Genomic DNA, 16,168 nt, shown 5'->3' with positions numbered 1-16,168 from the left:
TGTGAAAGTAAATATATTAATAATAAATGCAAAAGCAAGGCATTACACCTTGCTTTCTACAAATATAAACCAATTAAGGCGGCTACTTAATGTGCGTGATTGTGATCGTCGTGGTCGTGATCGTGGTCGTGGTCGTGACCACCGTCTCCTTCTCCACTTGGTACTATTTCGATATTTCTAAACACCATTGTTTGATTTCCTGCTTTGTCTAAGACTTTTACAGCAAAATGATATTTTCCTGGTGTTGCATTTTCAGCAATTACAATCTCATGATGGTGAATTTGATCATTCTTAACTCCACCCAAATCCCATGTATTATTATAAGCAAACGGTTTTGTTTCCGCCAAAGCTTTTATTGCATGGGTATGGTTTTCGCCAGTATGACCATGACCATCGAAATTATTGTGTATATCCACATTATATGATCCTAGTCCTTCGTTGTCAGAAACGATCATATCAAAGTGGATGTCTTTTCCAGCTTCTAATTTGGCTCCTTCTTTGGGTGCTACCAAATTGACAACTGGCTTTTCTGTATCGGTGCTATCATCACTTGAACATGAAGTGAAAGCGAATAGACTTGCGATTGAAACTGCTGCTAAATATTGTATTTTTTTCATTGTATAAAATTTAAATGTTATTGTTGATCTTGTCTTATTGTTGTTTCCTATTTAAAATTTCACTCTCCTGGTGGTCCACGATTAAAGTAGAACCAAGACGAGAATTGTTCAACAATTTCACATGGGATTAATACAATGGTTTTATAGTTAACTAGTGGGGTAAATACAACAGGCGATTCAGGCGCTGCAATAGCGGGATGAATCTTACACAAGTATTGATCACAGTAGTGAATTTTACTGCCATCTACCCATTCTAAATCGCGATTTCGCTTTCCAAACTCATGTTCAATGATAACATAGTGTAGTAAGTTGCTAATAAGTGGAATAAAAAAGATAACCACCAAAGCAAAATACTTACTAACACTGCTATTCATTTGCTTCATTAAAAGGGTATTTGAATCATTAATTGGATGGATCTACCTAATTCTGGAATGCCTAATGGTCGATAAAAACTCATGTGATTCAATATTTTGGCATCTAGGATATTCGTTGCTGTCAGACTGGTTTTGGCTTCTACCTTACCGAGTCGGAGTGTTGAAGTGATTCCCATTCCATAACTCTGCGAGCTTGGGGTCGCCTCTTCTCCTTGTGCAATTCGCTTTTGTTCTGCGTACCATTTACCGTTTACAAACACCTCTGTTTGATTAAAAATCTTCCAGTCCTTTAAGGTATAGCTCAGTTGACCAAATAAATTGGCTGGTGTTGAAAAAGGCAAAGGATAATTTCCTTTTTTTCCATTGTCCAACTGTTTGTTGTAAATAAACTCAAACACCCCTTCAACAGTTAAACGATTCCAAAAGCGTTTTTCTGCTTTCCATTCAAACCCTGTAATTAAGGCTTTCGATTGTGTGTATTCATAAATTTGTCCGCTATCGGGTAGAATAGAAAATGTTCCAGTAGGTTTTAAGAAGATATAATTAGTAAAATAATAAGCATAAGGGCTCAGCGTTGTACTAAATGTTTCTGTTTTTACAGTTGCTCTAAAATCAACGGCTATTCCCTTTTCAGGATCCAAGTTTGGATTTCCTTTTTCATGGCGAAATGCTCCATGATGCACACCGTTGGAAGCTAATTCAATTGCCGTAGGAAAGCGAAAATTCGTTCCTATTGTTCCTGCGATATTCACGCGTTCAGACCAGTCAAATTTTGCACCAATCATTCCATTAAAACTGCTAAAATCTCGATCTTGTTTTACACTGCGTTGTGCATAACTTGTTGCTGTTTCTGTTGCTTGTCCTTTTTCAATGAGATAGTCATAGAGTATAGTATCATAAAACGGTTTCACGTGTATACTGGCATAGTCTGCTCGTATTCCTGCTTCCCAAGTAAGGCGATCATTGACAAAGTATTCGTACATTCCAAAAGCACCTACTCCAAACTTATTGAACTTTGGCAACAAAAAGCCATAACCGCCAATCGTGTTATTTTGGTAATTCTGCTGAATACCCACCGTAAGCTTGTGTTCTGTCGAGAAGATGTGTTCATATTTAACAGCTGCATCAAACGTATTCAATACAAATTCCAGCTCTAAATTCGGATTAGTTGCTGGTGGCAGCTGATTGGAAAAATGCGAGTGAAACAAGCTATTTTCTTGTCTTCTATTATTTTGAAAAGCCAACAAAACACTTACTTTTTGATTGGCTGATAAATCCCATGTAGCCGTATTTGTCACTTTAAAGTGATTAACAGATTGGTTGGGTAACTCAATATTTCTATGGTTACCGTCATCTTGTACCGCTTCTATATTGGGAATTCCATGCGCTCCTGGAAAAAAGCCACTTTTGTCGTAGACATTGCTAATACTCAAAATATTTTTAAAATTAGTATCAACATAACCAAGTTGTCCGTAAAGCGCTATGTTTTTTCCGGCAGTATTTTTCATTCGTTCTCCATAGATAGGAATGATGGTATTGAGGTAATCAATTTGTTTAATAGGCACACGATAGTCTCCATAATCTTGTCCGGTCACTTTCAATTTATAGAAAAAACGCTCTCCCCGCTGTTTAACCTGAACTGAAGCGCCGATTGCATCGTTGACTGATTTGCCATAAACAATTGCTTTTCCGTCAAAACTATGCACTTGAGGAACCTTTTCATTGTTGATTTTAATCACTCCGCCAATAGCATCACTACCATATTCGATAGCTCCAACTCCTTTGATCACTTCTACTTCTTCGGTACTCAATGCATCGATCTCCAAACCGTGATCTGCACCCCATTGTTGTCCTTCTTGTTTCGCTCCGTTTTCTGTAACAGCAACACGGTTAAAGCCCAAGCCACGAATAACAGGTTTAGATGCTCCAGCACCGATATCCATCGCATTAACTCCAGCTACAGATTCTAGTGTTTTCGCAAGTGATCCTGCAAATTTATCTACTAATTGTTGATGCGATACTTTATCGACATGTTGAACGGAGTGTTTCCCTTGACTAGAAACAACCACCTGATCCAAAAGGGTTGAACTGTCTTTGAGATGCAAGTCTAGCTCCTGATCCCCTTGCACATCAAGCTCGAGGGTTAATGTTTCATAACCAAGATAAGAAACGGTCAATGTATAAAGACCAGAATTGAGGGGATTAGATTGAAACTTTCCTTTGGCATCAGTCATAAAGGCCTGATCTCCTAAAGTAATCGTTGCACCAAGTAAGGTTTCTCCATGATAATCAGATACTCTTCCCTTGATTGTATAAGATTGCGCATGCATGCTTAAAGCGCATAGCAGCACCATCCATGTACATAGAATTTTCATTGTAAAATGTATGTTTAATTAATGAAATAACAGCCTGAACAATCATTGAACGGGCTAAAAAATCTAAAAATTAAACTAAAACTGGAGGGGCTCGAAGGGAGTAATAAACGTGAGAAAGGGGAGTAAACAATAACGTCACTTCCTCCTGAACTTGTTGCGTCGTTTGATATGAAATACTTTGCCATTCCACATAAACAGGTTCTAATCCTGAAGTAGGAATACTATCACAGGCAAAACAGTGATCTACATGTCCGTGGTCTTCGATGAGTTGAACACTGCTGTTCTCTCCACGTCCTTCTGTATAATGTGCATGTGTGCGATGTTCATTTTCATAAGCAACCGCAGTAGAAATATGTTGATAGCTATGTACCAATTGAAATACAGTGGTAAACATAAAAGCTACCACGAGTAATATCCTTGCTATCATTTTTTTTCTACTCATACTTGGACAAATATAGTGTAGATTCTTTAGTTAGACATTTTTTTTGTGTTTTTTTATAGATTTTAGTACGCTTCTTTGTTTTTTTATTTTATCTATCTTTAAAAAAAAGTACTTCATCACAGCACATTCCCTTGCGTTTTCTTCATCATATTTAATTAAAAACTATTGTTATGAGCGTCAAAAAATAGTTCACCTTACCATTTCATAACAATTACCTCCAATTTCAAGAACACTGACAAAATAAGGTCAGTCCTTAACAGTCGATAAATTTTAGTAAAAAAAACTTTTTGTGAATCAAAGAGAATAGTATTCTCTATTATAAAAGGAAAAAGTTGTAAATTATTCTCAATTAAATAAGAGAACTGAAACCATTATAGAAAAAACTCTTTTTCAAGAGGACGACAATTATACTAATCAAACACCTCGTATTTAACAATTAAAGCATTTTTACAGAACAAAATTATCTTAACATTAAAATAATAAGACATAAAGCTTTTTTATCTTTGTGTTTCGTCTTAATTTGAACGTAATGAAGAGTAAATTACTAGGTAGCATTTTAATTATCGCAGGTTCCTCCATTGGAGGAGGAATGCTTGCTATGCCAATAACATCCGCTGGTGTTGGTTTTTTGGGAACCACTGTACTTTTGGGCGTTATTTGGTTTGCAATGTGCTATACAGCTTTGCTCATGGTTGATATTTACGATTACAATGATTCTAGCGCAGGTTTTAACACCCTGACTAAAAAGTATGCTGGTTCCTTTATTAATAAACTAGCTGGGTTTAGTTTGATGTTTTTGATTTACGGATTAACTGCAGCTTACATGTCAGGAGGAGGAACGATAATCAAAGCGAACATCGATCTCTTGTTTGACACGAACTTAGGGAGTCGCACTGCTATCTTGCTGTTTTCACTTGTATTTAGTGGCATCGTTATTATTGGTACGCATTGGGTAGACTGGTTAACACGAGGTTTGTTTATTGCTAAACTTATCTTTTTGGTCCTACTGGTTGCATTATTGTTTCCATTCATACGTCAAGCCAATCTCTTACACAGCCCCATTTCTATTGGATTAACGATCACAGCTATACCTGCTATTTTTACTTCTTTTGGCTTTCACGGAAGTATTCCCAGCATTGTCAGCTACCTCAATGGAGATAAAAAACTACTTAAACGCGCCTTTATTCTAGGAAGTTTACTTCCCTTAGTTATCTATTTAATTTGGCAAATTGTCGTTTTGGGAAGCTTAGATCAAACGCGATTCATGCAAATTTTAAACGATAATGCAGAACTAAAAGGACTTATTTTAAGTATTCGAGAAATGTCGCACTCAGCACATGTGGAGACCTTGTTCAGTTTATTTGCAGCTACAGCGCTAGGAACCTCTTTTTTAGGCGTTAGCATCGGTTTATTTGACTACTATAAGGATGTTTTGCAAAAGAAGTCATCGGGATGGTTTAGAACAAGTGCAGCAGGCTTGTTGACTTTTATTCCTCCTTTGCTATTTGCCTTATTTTATCCTGAAGGGTTTATTCTTGCCTTGGGTTATGCAGCAATTGCAGGGGTAATCCTCGCTTTGTTCATTCCCCAATATTTATACATCAAAGCAATGGCGTATCACCAAAAAAAGATAAGCACGCTGCAAGGTATACTGTTAACTCTAATTTTCATTCTTGCCTTGATCATCATCTACGCACAGATTACAATAGCCTTACAACACTAAAATAAACACATTATAAAACACGCTCCCACCATGAAAAATATAACCGCTCTAGTTTTACTGTTGGTTTTTTGGGGTTGTTTGCCTTCCTATGGGCAAACGGAATCTCAACAGGTCAATGACTCACTAGAAAAGAAAAAGTTTTTTGAACGGATCATCCATTACTTTGAAGAAGCTAAAAAAGATAAATCACAGAGTAAGTTTGATATTTCCTTTATTGGTGGACCGAGCTATTCTGTTGACACCAAATTGGGGTTAGGGCTAATTGCTTCGGGTTTGTATCGCCTTGATCGAGAAAACAGCGAACTATCGCCTTCAAACGTTTCCATTTACACCAATATCACCACTAGTGGCTTTTTCTCTATTGGAATGGAAAACAACACCATCTTTCCCGATGATAAATACAGAATCAATGCAGATATGTCTTTTACCTACATGCCAAGTAAATATTACGGCATGGGATATGAGGCTGGTGCGGCAGGAAATTATTCAGAATACAATGAATATCGCTTATCATTAAAAGCTGATTTCTTAGCTGAAGTTGTTCAAAATGGCTATATTGGATTAACCTTTTCTGCCAAAAATCTTCGCGGCAGTGATTTTGAAATCAAAGAATTTCAACCTAATGAAAACTTAACGACAACGTTAGTTGGTGGGGGTTTTATCTTTTCTTATGACACACGTGATTTTGTTCCCAATCCGTATAAAGGAATCTTTTTACAATACCAACAAACGTTTTACTCGCGTACTTTAGGAAGTAATATACACCTCAGTCAGATTGAAACTACAGCAAGGTACTACCAGCGCTTAACGCCTAAAAGTATTTTAGCTTTTGATTTCAACGGTATTTTCAACAATGGAGATGTTCCTTGGAACATGATGGCACAAATTGGAGGACCTCGACAAATGCGTGGTTATCTCACCGGACAATATCGCGATCGAAAAGAATTAAACACACAAGTAGAACTGCGTCAAAAGATATACAATCGCCACGGAATAGTTGTCTGGGGAGGAGTTGGAAATGTCTTTAAAAAATTCAGTAGTTTTAATTGGGATGAGACCCTACCTACCTATGGTGTAGGGTATCGATGGGAATTTAAAAATCGCGTCAATATTCGATTTGATTATGGTATAGCACGAGGACAAAGTGGCTTCTATTTCAATATTAACGAAGCCTTTTAAAAACATTTTTTATGCGTGAAAAACTACAGAAAAGAAACCTACTAAAACGTATTGGCTATAGCCCTATTGCTTTATTCTGCATCTACTTGTTCGTAAATATGGTTCCTACCTTTTATTTTACGGCCTTTCAGCCATTGAATATACTAGGCAGAATCACGGTATTTGTATTCCCATTGAGTTTGTACCTACTTGTATTTTCTCTGTTTAAAAATATGGGACGTATTCAGGTGCTCTTGTTTCCTGTTTTATTTATTCACGCCTTTCAAATTGTGCTATTCTATCTTTTTGGAGAGGATGTTATTGCCGTTGATATGTATCTAAATGTGGCCACAACGAATGCCACGGAAATCACCGAACTCTTAGGAAGTTTACTTCCTTCGATCGCCTTCGTGTGTTTACTGTACATTCCTACTCTCATTTGGGCCATTTTGCAATGGAGAAGAAAAATATACCTACCTAAGGTTTTTAGACATCGCGCGTTCAACATTGGAGTTTTGCTCTTTTTTAGTTCGTTTGTCTTATCGTTAGGTGCTCAAAACAAAAACAGAGAAGCTTTTTCTTTTACGGTTGATGTATACCCTATTAATGCTTATTACAATCTACATTTTGCAGTTAACAAATGGAAAAAGGTCAATGCATATCCTCAAACTTCTAAGAACTTCGTATTTGAAGCTACCAAAATGCCTCAAGATAGTGTGCGTCAAATTATTATACTTGTAGTCGGTGAGACAGGACGAGCACACAATTGGCAACTATATGGATACGATCGCCCAACGAATCCTCTTTTATCCAAGCAGGAACACCTCGTTTTATTTGAAGATGCTCTAACTCAATCCAATACAACACACAAAAGCGTATCAATGATTCTTTCCGATGTTAATGCCGCTAGCTATCGCGACATCTACTATAGAAAAGGAATAGCCCAAGCATTTAAAGAAGCGGGATTTACAACGATTTGTTTATCCAATCAATCCGAAAACAATTCGTTTATTGAATACTTCACCAAAGAGGCGGATATTTATAAAACCATTCGAACAACGGATAGTAAAACGCGATTAACTGTGAATCATCCTGATGAGGAGTTGATTCCACTCATGACGGAATTGATTGAACAACAACCAGGCAACCTATTCATTATTTTACACAGCTATGGCTCACATTTCAATTACAAAGAACGCTATCCTAAAGCATTTCGACAATTTACACCCGATAATCTTACGGCGGTAAGTCGTCGACAAAAGGAACAATTGGTCAACACGTATGACAACAGTATTTTATACACGGACTACTTCCTATCAACAACCCTAGATGCATTGCAAACTGTTGATGCACAAACGATGTTGTTGTACACTTCAGATCACGGAGAAGATTTATTTGATGATGATCGAGGTTTGTTTTTACACTCCTCTCCTACACCTTCGTATTATCAATTGCATATTCCCTTTTTCTTGTGGTTCTCTAATTCGTATATCGATGCGCATCCGACAGCCTATCAACTGGCAAAAAACCGATACAAAGACCCGATTAACACACAGGTCATTTTTCACACGTTGCTCGATGCTGCTGCTATACAAACCCCCTATTTTAAACCGGAACACTCTCTTGTTAACCCTCAATTTAAAGTGGTACCTCGATTGTATTTAAACGATCACGATCTAGCGGTTCCCTATCAAAAAATGAATTTGAAAAAAGAAGATTTTGAACAAATCGAAAAACTTAATTTAAAAAAATAAAAATATGAAGACTTATTTGCGAATGATTTCCTTTATGGTTTGCCTTTTGTTATCCACAAGTCTTTGGGCACAAAAGGAACGATTTGAGTTACTCCCTTTTGGAAATATGAACCAATGGCAAGTACGAGAGATAAAAGAATCTCTACTTATTGGCGGCAATACGCGTTATCTCTATTCCATAAACGACAGTAAAGACACCTTAAAAGACAATACGCCCTATAAAAATATACGTTCTCCTTGGGCCACTTCTTCGGTTTTAGCCGTTGTAAGTGGTATTACGAAAGGCAGTGTAACTGTATTTCCCGAAAAGAGAGGCAAAGGATTTGCTGCTCGACTTGAAACAAAAGTAGAACGAGTTAAAGTTTTGGGAGTTATCAACATCAACGTATTGGCTAGTGGAACCATTTTCTTAGGCGAAATGATTGAGCCTATTACAGATACCAAAAATCCACAAAGCAAACTTGTAACAGGAATTCCCTTTACCAAAAAACCCAAGGCTTTGCAGTTTGATTATAAAGTAACCACTGGAGGCAAATCGAGTCGAGTGAATGGCATGGGAAAAGGAACAGTATTAAGTCAAAACGACAAAGCTGAAATACGCATTTTATTGCAAAATAGATGGGAAGACAAGGATGGTAAAGTTCATGCTAAACGCGTAGGAACCGCTTGGCTAAACTTAACAGAAACCGAAAAAGAGTGGAAAAATAAGTTTCAACTTAACATTCACTACGGCGATATTAGTCACCAGTCGATCTATCAAAAAGAAATGGCACTTCGCACAGGTATTTTCACTGATTATACCCGCAATAGCAAAGGACAAATGACAGAAATTATAGAAGAAGGTTGGGGAACTGCCAACGATCCAGTTACCCATCTTATCGTTCAGTTTTCTTCTAGTAACGGAGGAGCTTACATTGGAAATGAAAACAGCAGACTGTGGATTGACAATGTAGGATTAGTATATGAATAGGCAAGACTGTTTACGGTTGACAGCTTACAGTTTATGGTTTGCTGTAAACCGTAAACTGTAAACTGTAAACCAAAAAATCTATCTTTCTCCTGCTTTTGGATCCTGACCGTACTCATTAGAACCTACTGTTCCATCAATACAAGCGAAATAAAGTACAACAAGAGCACCAATTCCAGTTAATCCCAACAACATCCACCAACCACTTTTTCCTGTATCGTGTAAACGACGAGCTAAAAGTCCTAATGAAGGTACTAAAACAGCTAAGCTGTAAAGCGTTCCTACATAACCAAAACTTCCTAAAATACGATCTACAATTCCTAAAACAATAGAGATAATTACACTAACTAGGGTAAATGACCAATATTCTTTACGTCTTACACGTCCATCAAAATCAGTATAATGATTCTTTAAAATGTTGATAAAATTCTCTTTTAATGTAGTAAAATTCAGTTCCATCTCAATCTATTTTTAATTTTTATGTAGCGAAGGTAAACTTCTTTCTTTAAAGAAAATCAAAATCACATAAAAGATCACTATAAATAGGGAGAAATAAGAAAAATGCGAATATCCAACTAGAAAAAAAAGACATCGCAAAGGATGTCTTTTGTACTAAAATGATCTAATATTGTTATTTTCTAATACTGTCATGGCTGTGTGTTTCAACGCCATCATTCCACAGGGTAAGGATGTCTGTTGCAACAGCAGCGCCACTTCCAGCTGCAATAGCAAGTTGACTGCGATGTCCCGCTAATGTACCTGCTACATAAATCCCTTCGGCAACAAGGTGATCTATATTTTTCAATTGCACTCTATTCTTCGCTGGTATTGATTTTTTGTGTGGTTGCACATACTCCATCAATCCTTCAATTGCGAATGTTGCACTAGAATTAATAGCGACAACAAGTACACGCGCCAAATAGTTGGATTTATTCGTTTCTATCGCAAACAATTGATCGTGATTTCTCGTGATTTTGTTTACTTTTTCACCTTCTATTTGGGTAATGTTAGCATAGATTTGCAAATTTTCTTTCGCTTGGGTAAGTAAATCACTTCCTAATGTTCCTGGTTGGATACCAAATGCATTGTTAAACACTGCATCTTGTAACATACTCCCCTTTTGATGCATAATAATGCCGATTTTTTTTCCTTCCATGAAGGCTTTTTTTTCAGCACTACCTAAGATCTGGGCACAAGAAACTCCGGAAACTCCTCCTCCAATAATTAAAACATCATAAACCAACATGGTGATCTATTTTGTTTTCTCGTCAATTAACTTTGAAGTTCTGTAAATCAACAGAATACAAACAGCACACAAAAGTGCTACTATACCAATTAAAGCAATTAAACTGTTTCCTTGAAATAAGTTATTAAAATCAAGCATTGTGATATTTAATACAATTAAGGCAACAACAAATGCAATAATAATGTAACTGAATATTTTCATTATTTCTCAAAAGATTTTAATTCAATTCTTCGAAAGTACGAAATAAAAACCATCTAGAGAATGCTTTAACATTACCACCAAATAATTTAACAGCCGATAAATGATAAAAAAAAGGGTCAAAAGCTCATTTGATCAGTAAAACTTTCCGTTAGCAACCTTTACAAACTATCAATTTACAGGTTTGATATTACTGGCTTTGGGTAAGCATCTCCTTTTCTTATTTTTTAGAACACGAAGAAAGGATGTGTTTCTATACGAGCAATTTAGTTTGATTATAAAATAGAAGTTGAAGAAATGGAAAGCAGAAACATCCGAGAAAGATTTGTAATTTTGTGCGCTTAAAAATTATCAACATGTTTCAAATCGGTCAAGCCTTAGTATCTGAGGATATTTTAGAAAAAGAATTTGTTTGCAACCTAACAGCCTGTAAAGGTCAGTGTTGCATTGATGGAGATGCGGGTGCTCCTGTAGAGAAGGAAGAGACGGTTATTTTAGATGAAATCTTTGAAACGGTAAAACCTTATTTACGTCCAGAAGGCGTAGCAGCTATTGAACAACAAGGTACATACATCATAGGTGAAGATGGAGAATATGAAACACCTTTGATTCACGGAGGAGAGTGTGCTTATGTTATATATGACAACGGGATGGCATTATGTGGAATTGAAAAAGCGTATTTAGAGCAAAAAATAGATTGGAAAAAACCTATTTCCTGTCATCTATATCCGATTCGCATTAAGGAATATTCTTCTTTTTCGGCGGTCAATTACCACAAGTGGCATATTTGCAGCGATGCTTGTGCTTTAGGAAAAGAATTAGAAGTTCCTGTGTATAAATTTTTAAAAGATCCTTTGACTCGCAAATACGGTTCTGAATGGTATGAAGAACTGGAGTTAGTAGCCAAAGAATACTATAAAAAATAAGGTTATTTCAAATATAGGGTCTGTTGTCCATAGTCGAGAATTGCTTGACCTAATCCAAAAACATCAGACCCTACAATTCCGTGAACATTTTTTGTTTTATACTCTGTCAATGCGGTATTTACGTGACTTAAATCCAACAAGACAAAATTAAAACTGTTTTTCTTCCATCTTCCCATTTGGATTTCGTTATTGTACGACACTTGTGTCATCATACCATTTGCTCCAGCTCCCGAAGCTCTTGTTTCTGATTCTGAAGCAATTAATCCAAAATGCGAGGCTTGATCAAAATCAATACAACTGTTTGAGGCCCCTGTATCTAGGATGAAATCACCCCATACTCCATTTACTTTTACACGTACAAAAAGGTGGTTTGTTCGCGCTATCTTGAAGCGAATTTGCTTATAGCGCTCTTTTTTTAACCAATCTTTATAGTTTTCCATCAATTAAGTTTAGTTTTAATACTTTTTATAAGGTACTTTTGTAGTTTGAAAGATACTACTTTGTAGAATATTACCAAAGCATGATTTTTACCGATACTCACACCCATCTGTATTCAGATGCATTTGCGGAAGATCGCAAAGAAACAATAAATCGCGCAATAACAAACGGAGTTACGCGTTTTTTTATACCTGCCATTGATTCGAGCTACGCGCAAGCGATGTTTGATTTGGAGGCAGCGTTTCCTGATTGCATCTTTTTAATGATGGGATTACATCCCACCGATGTAAAGCCAGAGACGTATAAAGAGGAGCTCGCTTTTGTAGAAAAAGAGTTAGCAAGACGCAAGTATTATGCGGTTGGTGAAATTGGCGTGGATTTGTACTGGGATAAGACGACCTTGTCTATTCAACAAGAGGCTTTTCAGCACCAAATTCAGCTTGCAAAAAAGTACGATCTTCCTATCAATATTCATTGTAGAGATGCATTTGATGAAGTGTTTGAAGTTTTGGAACTCGAGAAAGGAAAAGACCTCCGGGGTATTTTTCACTGTTTTTCAGGAACGGAAGAACAAGCACAACAAGCCATCAGCTATAACCTAAAATTGGGTATCGGAGGTGTAGCAACCTTTAAAAATGGAAAGATTGATCAGTTTTTACATAAAATACCGTTAGATCATATCGTATTAGAAACTGATTCTCCGTATCTTGCACCAGTCCCTTTTAGAGGGAAAAGAAACGAAAGTGCCTATATTTTGAACATCGCTGAAAAGCTAGCCGAATTATATGCGCTTCCTTTAGAAACAATTGCTTACCAAACTACAGCCAATTCAAAAGCTATTTTTGGTGTTTAATTGTATAAGATAGAAAACATAACATTTCAGTTTACATAAATATTTAAAACACTAATGTCTAAGTTTGATTCAATACGCCATTATCACGACCATGAAGTCAATGAGGTCTTACAAAAGATCTCTAAGCATCCCATGGTTAAAGCGTTAATGGGTTTTACTTTTCCAAATAAAACCGAACAGGAATGGATGGAAGATTTGAGTAAAGTAACCTCAATTCAGCAATTTCAAGAAGAATTTGCCTACCACTCTATTCGTCGAATCTTAGAAAAGAGTTCCAACGGACTTTCGACGTCTGGTTTTGAGAAATTAGAAAAAGATACTGCTTACTTATATATATCGAATCACCGTGACATTATTATGGATACGTCTTTATTGAACGTAACCTTAAAAGATCACGGCCTGACGATGACGGCTTCTGCTATTGGGGATAACTTAGTACAGAAATCGTTTCTATTGGCTTTGGCCAAAGTAAACCGCAACTTCTTGGTGCGCAGAAAACTAACCCCTAGAGAACTATTAGAAAGCTCTCGTCTAATGTCAGAATACATTCACAATTTAATTGTAGAAGAGAATCGTTCGGTTTGGATTGCCCAACGCGAAGGCCGTACCAAAGACGGAAATGACGCTACGAATACAGGGGTATTAAAAATGATCGGTATGGATGCGGGGGAAGAAAATTTAATGGACTACTTCAAACAATTGAAGATTGTTCCTGTTTCTATCTCGTATGAATACGATCCGACAGATGCCTTAAAAATGCCTCAACTATTGGCGATTGCCAATAATGAGACTTATATCAAAGAAAAAAACGAAGATTTCATCAACTTATACAGTGGGATCATCGGTCAGAAAAAAGGGATTCACATTCACATTGGCGATATTATTGATACCGAATTGGATCAAATAAAAGCCATTGCCGATAAACCGAATAAGCAATTACAAGCTTTAGCTCAAGTAATTGACCATTCGATTATCACCAATTATCACTTGTGGCCGACCAACTATATCGCGTATGATATTTTGCACAATACAACTAAATTTGCTGACCGCTACAGCGAAAAAGAACGACAATTATTTGAGCGTCGTTTAGAGTTGCGCGTCAATAAACAGGAGCAAAAAGTGGTGGATAACTTTTTAGCGATGTATGCCAATCCTGTAGTGAATAAATTAAAGTTACAGGATGAATACTAAACCTTCTATTCTACTCATCTATACGGGCGGTACCATTGGTATGGTTAAAGATTTTAAAACGGGTGCTTTGCGCGCGTTTAACTTTGATCAATTGGTTGAGCGCATTCCAGAATTACATTTGCTGGATTGTGCCATAGAGACTTATTCGTTTGAAGTTCCGATTGACTCCTCCGATATGCAGCCGGATCTATGGGTTCAGATGGCTAGTATTGTAGAAGACAATTACGATCGCTTTGACGGTTTTGTTATTTTACACGGTTCTGATACGATGTCTTATTCTGCTTCGGCTTTGAGCTTTATGTTGGAAAATGTCCACAAGCCTGTTATTCTTACAGGATCTCAACTGCCTATTGGCGATTTGCGTACGGATGCCAAAGAAAATTTAATTACAGCGATTCAAATTGCGGCGCTACAGGAGAACAATGTACCAGTTATCCAAGAGGTTTGTTTGTATTTTGAATATAAATTATACCGCGGTAATCGCACCTCTAAAGTCAGTGCAGAATTGTTCAATGCGTTTACCTCTCCCAATGTTCCACATTTGGCAGAATCGGGTGTAAATTTGCGTATCAACCATTCGTTATTGTTACAAAAACCGTTATCTTTGCCGCTGACTGTTCACAAAAAGATGTCTCGTAACGTAATGATTTTACGTTTATTTCCGGGGATTCAGCAACAAGTTTTGGAGGCGATTTTGGCCATTCCAAATTTAGAGGGAATCATCTTGGAAACATACGGTGCAGGAAATGCTCCAACAGAACCTTGGTTTTTAGAAACGTTGCGTTGTGCAACCCAAAAGGGATTAAAGATTGTTAATGTAACGCAATGTTCTAGTGGTAGTGTGATGATGGGAAAATACGAAACAAGTACAGAACTCAAAGAGATTGGCGTTATTTCGGGGAAAGATATTACTACAGAAGCCGCCATTACAAAATTGATGTATTTGTTAGCACAACCCAATGTTCAAGATTTTAAAGTAGCTTTTGAAACGCCTATTTGTGGCGAAATGGAAGTTTAATATACAAAGAGAGGTGGCCGAGTGGTCGAAGGCGCACGCCTGGAAAGTGTGTATACGGCAACGTATCGAGGGTTCGAATCCCTTCCTCTCTGCAAGGAAAACCACCAACGGATGTTGGTGGTTTTTTTATTTGTATAAGTCTCGTGGGGAGCTCGCTCACCGAAGAGGCGTTACAAATAAAAAAACAAGGCAAAGCACAGCGGTGCCGTGGTTTTTCTTGAGAAAAATAACCTTATTTGGGAAAACCGTAGCGAAGCGGAGGTAATCCCTTCCTCTCTGCAATTAAAAAACAAAACCCTTTGTAATTCAGCACATTACAAAGGGTTTTGTTTTTCAGGGGACAAATAAGGGGACAGTTAACACCAATCGTCCTTAAAGTTTTGTAATTATCTTTTAAAAATATTAAATATCAATTTTTAGTAGATCCATACAAAATTATATCTGATATGATATACCTTAATTTATCTTTAAGATCATAGTCAATTTCTAATGCTTCTGCATTACCACACATCTCAATTAACTTAGAAAAATTAGAAATTTCATTATCAATTTTACTTTTAAAGATATCTGACAACTCTCTAATCCCTTTAAAAGGACTACGGTGACCTGTTATCTTTGCTAAAATTTTTATTCTTAATTCATCAGGAGTTTTAATAGTTGATATTTCTAATAATTCTTTTATAAAAGAATCACTCGTATTTAAAAACTCATGTGTATTAACTAATTGAGATATAACATTTATTGGCTTCGTAGTATGAAACACTTGAATTCAACTTATAAATGCAACTTTTTGGGTGCGGATAATAAGCAATAAAAACATTTATTTTTCAGAGAGGAAAGAGAGACAATGTCCCCCTTTCTCTCACTCTGAATGGATAAAGTTTGCTA

17 protein-coding genes and 1 tRNA gene are annotated in these 16,168 nt (G+C 36.7%); 9 read left to right on the top strand and 9 right to left on the bottom strand.

Going from position 1 to position 16,168, the window contains the following annotated elements; all coding sequences use genetic code 11:
- Positions 1–86: 86 nt before the first annotated feature.
- The 4 genes from H4K33_RS08470 to H4K33_RS08455 form a co-directional block, all read right to left on the bottom strand.
- Positions 87–617 carry a DUF4625 domain-containing protein gene (locus H4K33_RS08470; RefSeq protein WP_182648028.1) on the bottom strand — a complete coding sequence of 177 codons (531 nt, stop codon included), beginning with the start codon at positions 615–617 and terminating at the stop codon, positions 87–89.
- Between the two features lie 59 nt (positions 618–676).
- A complete protein-coding gene (locus tag H4K33_RS08465) occupies positions 677–1,000 on the bottom strand; it encodes a hypothetical protein (RefSeq protein ID WP_182648027.1) in 324 nt (107 codons plus the stop codon).
- Complete coding sequence (locus H4K33_RS08460) at positions 1,000–3,366, bottom strand: TonB-dependent receptor (protein WP_182648026.1); 2,367 nt, start codon at positions 3,364–3,366, stop codon at positions 1,000–1,002. Before H4K33_RS08460 ends, H4K33_RS08465 begins: the two co-directional genes overlap by 1 nt.
- Positions 3,367–3,436: 70 nt before the next feature.
- Entirely contained in the window at positions 3,437–3,793 is a 357-nt protein-coding gene (locus H4K33_RS08455; RefSeq protein WP_182648149.1) for a DUF2946 domain-containing protein, read from the bottom strand.
- Positions 3,794–4,337: 544 nt separating this feature from the next.
- Between H4K33_RS08455 and H4K33_RS08450 the strand changes: the two genes are divergently transcribed.
- From H4K33_RS08450 to H4K33_RS08435, 4 genes are read left to right on the top strand one after another with little or no spacing between them, the layout of a single operon-like run.
- A complete protein-coding gene (locus tag H4K33_RS08450) occupies positions 4,338–5,531 on the top strand; it encodes an aromatic amino acid transport family protein (protein WP_182648025.1) in 1,194 nt (397 codons plus the stop codon).
- A gap of 30 nt (positions 5,532–5,561) precedes the next feature.
- Positions 5,562–6,710, top strand: coding sequence for a BamA/TamA family outer membrane protein (locus H4K33_RS08445; RefSeq protein ID WP_182648024.1), 1,149 nt, complete (start codon positions 5,562–5,564; stop codon positions 6,708–6,710).
- Between the two features lie 11 nt (positions 6,711–6,721).
- On the top strand, positions 6,722–8,443 hold the full coding sequence (locus H4K33_RS08440; RefSeq protein ID WP_182648023.1) for a phosphoethanolamine transferase: 1,722 nt from the start codon (positions 6,722–6,724) through the stop codon (positions 8,441–8,443).
- A gap of 4 nt (positions 8,444–8,447) precedes the next feature.
- Positions 8,448–9,413 carry a PCMD domain-containing protein gene (locus tag H4K33_RS08435; RefSeq protein WP_182648022.1) on the top strand — a complete coding sequence of 322 codons (966 nt, stop codon included), beginning with the start codon at positions 8,448–8,450 and terminating at the stop codon, positions 9,411–9,413.
- Between the two features lie 78 nt (positions 9,414–9,491).
- Here the strand turns inward: H4K33_RS08435 and H4K33_RS08430 are convergent, their stop codons facing one another.
- The 3 genes from H4K33_RS08430 to H4K33_RS08420 form a co-directional block, all read right to left on the bottom strand.
- Positions 9,492–9,869, bottom strand: a complete 378-nt coding sequence (locus tag H4K33_RS08430) for a DUF805 domain-containing protein (RefSeq protein ID WP_182648021.1) — start codon at positions 9,867–9,869, stop codon at positions 9,492–9,494.
- 172 nt (positions 9,870–10,041) lie between these two features.
- Complete coding sequence (locus H4K33_RS08425) at positions 10,042–10,656, bottom strand: FAD-dependent oxidoreductase (RefSeq protein ID WP_182648020.1); 615 nt, start codon at positions 10,654–10,656, stop codon at positions 10,042–10,044.
- 6 nt (positions 10,657–10,662) lie between these two features.
- Complete coding sequence (locus tag H4K33_RS08420) at positions 10,663–10,857, bottom strand: hypothetical protein (protein WP_182648019.1); 195 nt, start codon at positions 10,855–10,857, stop codon at positions 10,663–10,665.
- A 353-nt stretch (positions 10,858–11,210) separates the two neighbouring features.
- On the opposite strand from H4K33_RS08420, the gene H4K33_RS08415 reads away from it, so the two are divergent.
- Positions 11,211–11,780 (top strand): DUF3109 family protein, encoded by a 570-nt coding sequence (locus H4K33_RS08415; RefSeq protein WP_182648018.1) that lies wholly within the window; start codon positions 11,211–11,213, stop codon positions 11,778–11,780.
- Positions 11,781–11,782: 2 nt separating this feature from the next.
- Here the strand turns inward: H4K33_RS08415 and H4K33_RS08410 are convergent, their stop codons facing one another.
- Positions 11,783–12,220, bottom strand: a complete 438-nt coding sequence (locus tag H4K33_RS08410) for a retropepsin-like aspartic protease (RefSeq protein ID WP_182648017.1) — start codon at positions 12,218–12,220, stop codon at positions 11,783–11,785.
- A gap of 80 nt (positions 12,221–12,300) precedes the next feature.
- On the opposite strand from H4K33_RS08410, the gene H4K33_RS08405 reads away from it, so the two are divergent.
- The 4 genes from H4K33_RS08405 to H4K33_RS08390 all read left to right on the top strand — a co-directional run bounded on the left by H4K33_RS08405 (position 12,301) and on the right by H4K33_RS08390 (position 15,372).
- Positions 12,301–13,071, top strand: a complete 771-nt coding sequence (locus H4K33_RS08405; protein ID WP_182648016.1) for a TatD family hydrolase — start codon at positions 12,301–12,303, stop codon at positions 13,069–13,071.
- Between the two features lie 54 nt (positions 13,072–13,125).
- Positions 13,126–14,262, top strand: a complete 1,137-nt coding sequence (locus H4K33_RS08400) for a 1-acyl-sn-glycerol-3-phosphate acyltransferase (RefSeq protein ID WP_182648015.1) — start codon at positions 13,126–13,128, stop codon at positions 14,260–14,262.
- A complete protein-coding gene (locus tag H4K33_RS08395; protein ID WP_182648014.1) occupies positions 14,252–15,280 on the top strand; it encodes an asparaginase in 1,029 nt (342 codons plus the stop codon). Before H4K33_RS08400 ends, H4K33_RS08395 begins: the two co-directional genes overlap by 11 nt.
- Before the next feature lie 7 nt (positions 15,281–15,287).
- Positions 15,288–15,372 (top strand) — tRNA-Ser (locus H4K33_RS08390).
- Positions 15,373–15,689: 317 nt separating this feature from the next.
- Here H4K33_RS08390 and H4K33_RS08385 read toward each other — a convergent pair.
- Positions 15,690–16,043, bottom strand: a complete 354-nt coding sequence (locus H4K33_RS08385; protein WP_182648013.1) for a hypothetical protein — start codon at positions 16,041–16,043, stop codon at positions 15,690–15,692.
- Positions 16,044–16,168: the final 125 nt, after the last annotated feature.

It is taken from the genome of Myroides sp. WP-1 (assembly GCF_014145635.1).
Taxonomy (GTDB): domain Bacteria; phylum Bacteroidota; class Bacteroidia; order Flavobacteriales; family Flavobacteriaceae; genus Flavobacterium.
The sequence above is the reverse complement of the archived record's forward strand: the minus strand, read 5'-3'. Positions and strand labels throughout refer to the sequence as shown.

Excerpts from the sequence above, each read along its gene's own strand:
- H4K33_RS08470 (WP_182648028.1), bottom strand. The coding sequence starts at position 617 with ATGAAAAAAATACAATATTTAGCAGCAGTTTCAATCGCAAGTCTATTC.
- H4K33_RS08465 (WP_182648027.1), bottom strand. The coding sequence starts at position 1,000 with ATGAAGCAAATGAATAGCAGTGTTAGTAAGTATTTTGCTTTGGTGGTT.
- H4K33_RS08460 (WP_182648026.1), bottom strand. The coding sequence starts at position 3,366 with ATGAAAATTCTATGTACATGGATGGTGCTGCTATGCGCTTTAAGCATG.
- H4K33_RS08455 (WP_182648149.1), bottom strand. The coding sequence starts at position 3,793 with ATGATAGCAAGGATATTACTCGTGGTAGCTTTTATGTTTACCACTGTA.
- H4K33_RS08450 (WP_182648025.1), top strand. The coding sequence starts at position 4,338 with ATGAAGAGTAAATTACTAGGTAGCATTTTAATTATCGCAGGTTCCTCC.
- H4K33_RS08445 (WP_182648024.1), top strand. The coding sequence starts at position 5,562 with ATGAAAAATATAACCGCTCTAGTTTTACTGTTGGTTTTTTGGGGTTGT.
- H4K33_RS08440 (WP_182648023.1), top strand. The coding sequence starts at position 6,722 with ATGCGTGAAAAACTACAGAAAAGAAACCTACTAAAACGTATTGGCTAT.
- H4K33_RS08435 (WP_182648022.1), top strand. The coding sequence starts at position 8,448 with ATGAAGACTTATTTGCGAATGATTTCCTTTATGGTTTGCCTTTTGTTA.
- H4K33_RS08430 (WP_182648021.1), bottom strand. The coding sequence starts at position 9,869 with ATGGAACTGAATTTTACTACATTAAAAGAGAATTTTATCAACATTTTA.
- H4K33_RS08425 (WP_182648020.1), bottom strand. The coding sequence starts at position 10,656 with ATGTTGGTTTATGATGTTTTAATTATTGGAGGAGGAGTTTCCGGAGTT.
- H4K33_RS08420 (WP_182648019.1), bottom strand. The coding sequence starts at position 10,857 with ATGAAAATATTCAGTTACATTATTATTGCATTTGTTGTTGCCTTAATT.
- H4K33_RS08415 (WP_182648018.1), top strand. The coding sequence starts at position 11,211 with ATGTTTCAAATCGGTCAAGCCTTAGTATCTGAGGATATTTTAGAAAAA.
- H4K33_RS08410 (WP_182648017.1), bottom strand. The coding sequence starts at position 12,220 with ATGGAAAACTATAAAGATTGGTTAAAAAAAGAGCGCTATAAGCAAATT.
- H4K33_RS08405 (WP_182648016.1), top strand. The coding sequence starts at position 12,301 with ATGATTTTTACCGATACTCACACCCATCTGTATTCAGATGCATTTGCG.
- H4K33_RS08400 (WP_182648015.1), top strand. The coding sequence starts at position 13,126 with ATGTCTAAGTTTGATTCAATACGCCATTATCACGACCATGAAGTCAAT.
- H4K33_RS08395 (WP_182648014.1), top strand. The coding sequence starts at position 14,252 with ATGAATACTAAACCTTCTATTCTACTCATCTATACGGGCGGTACCATT.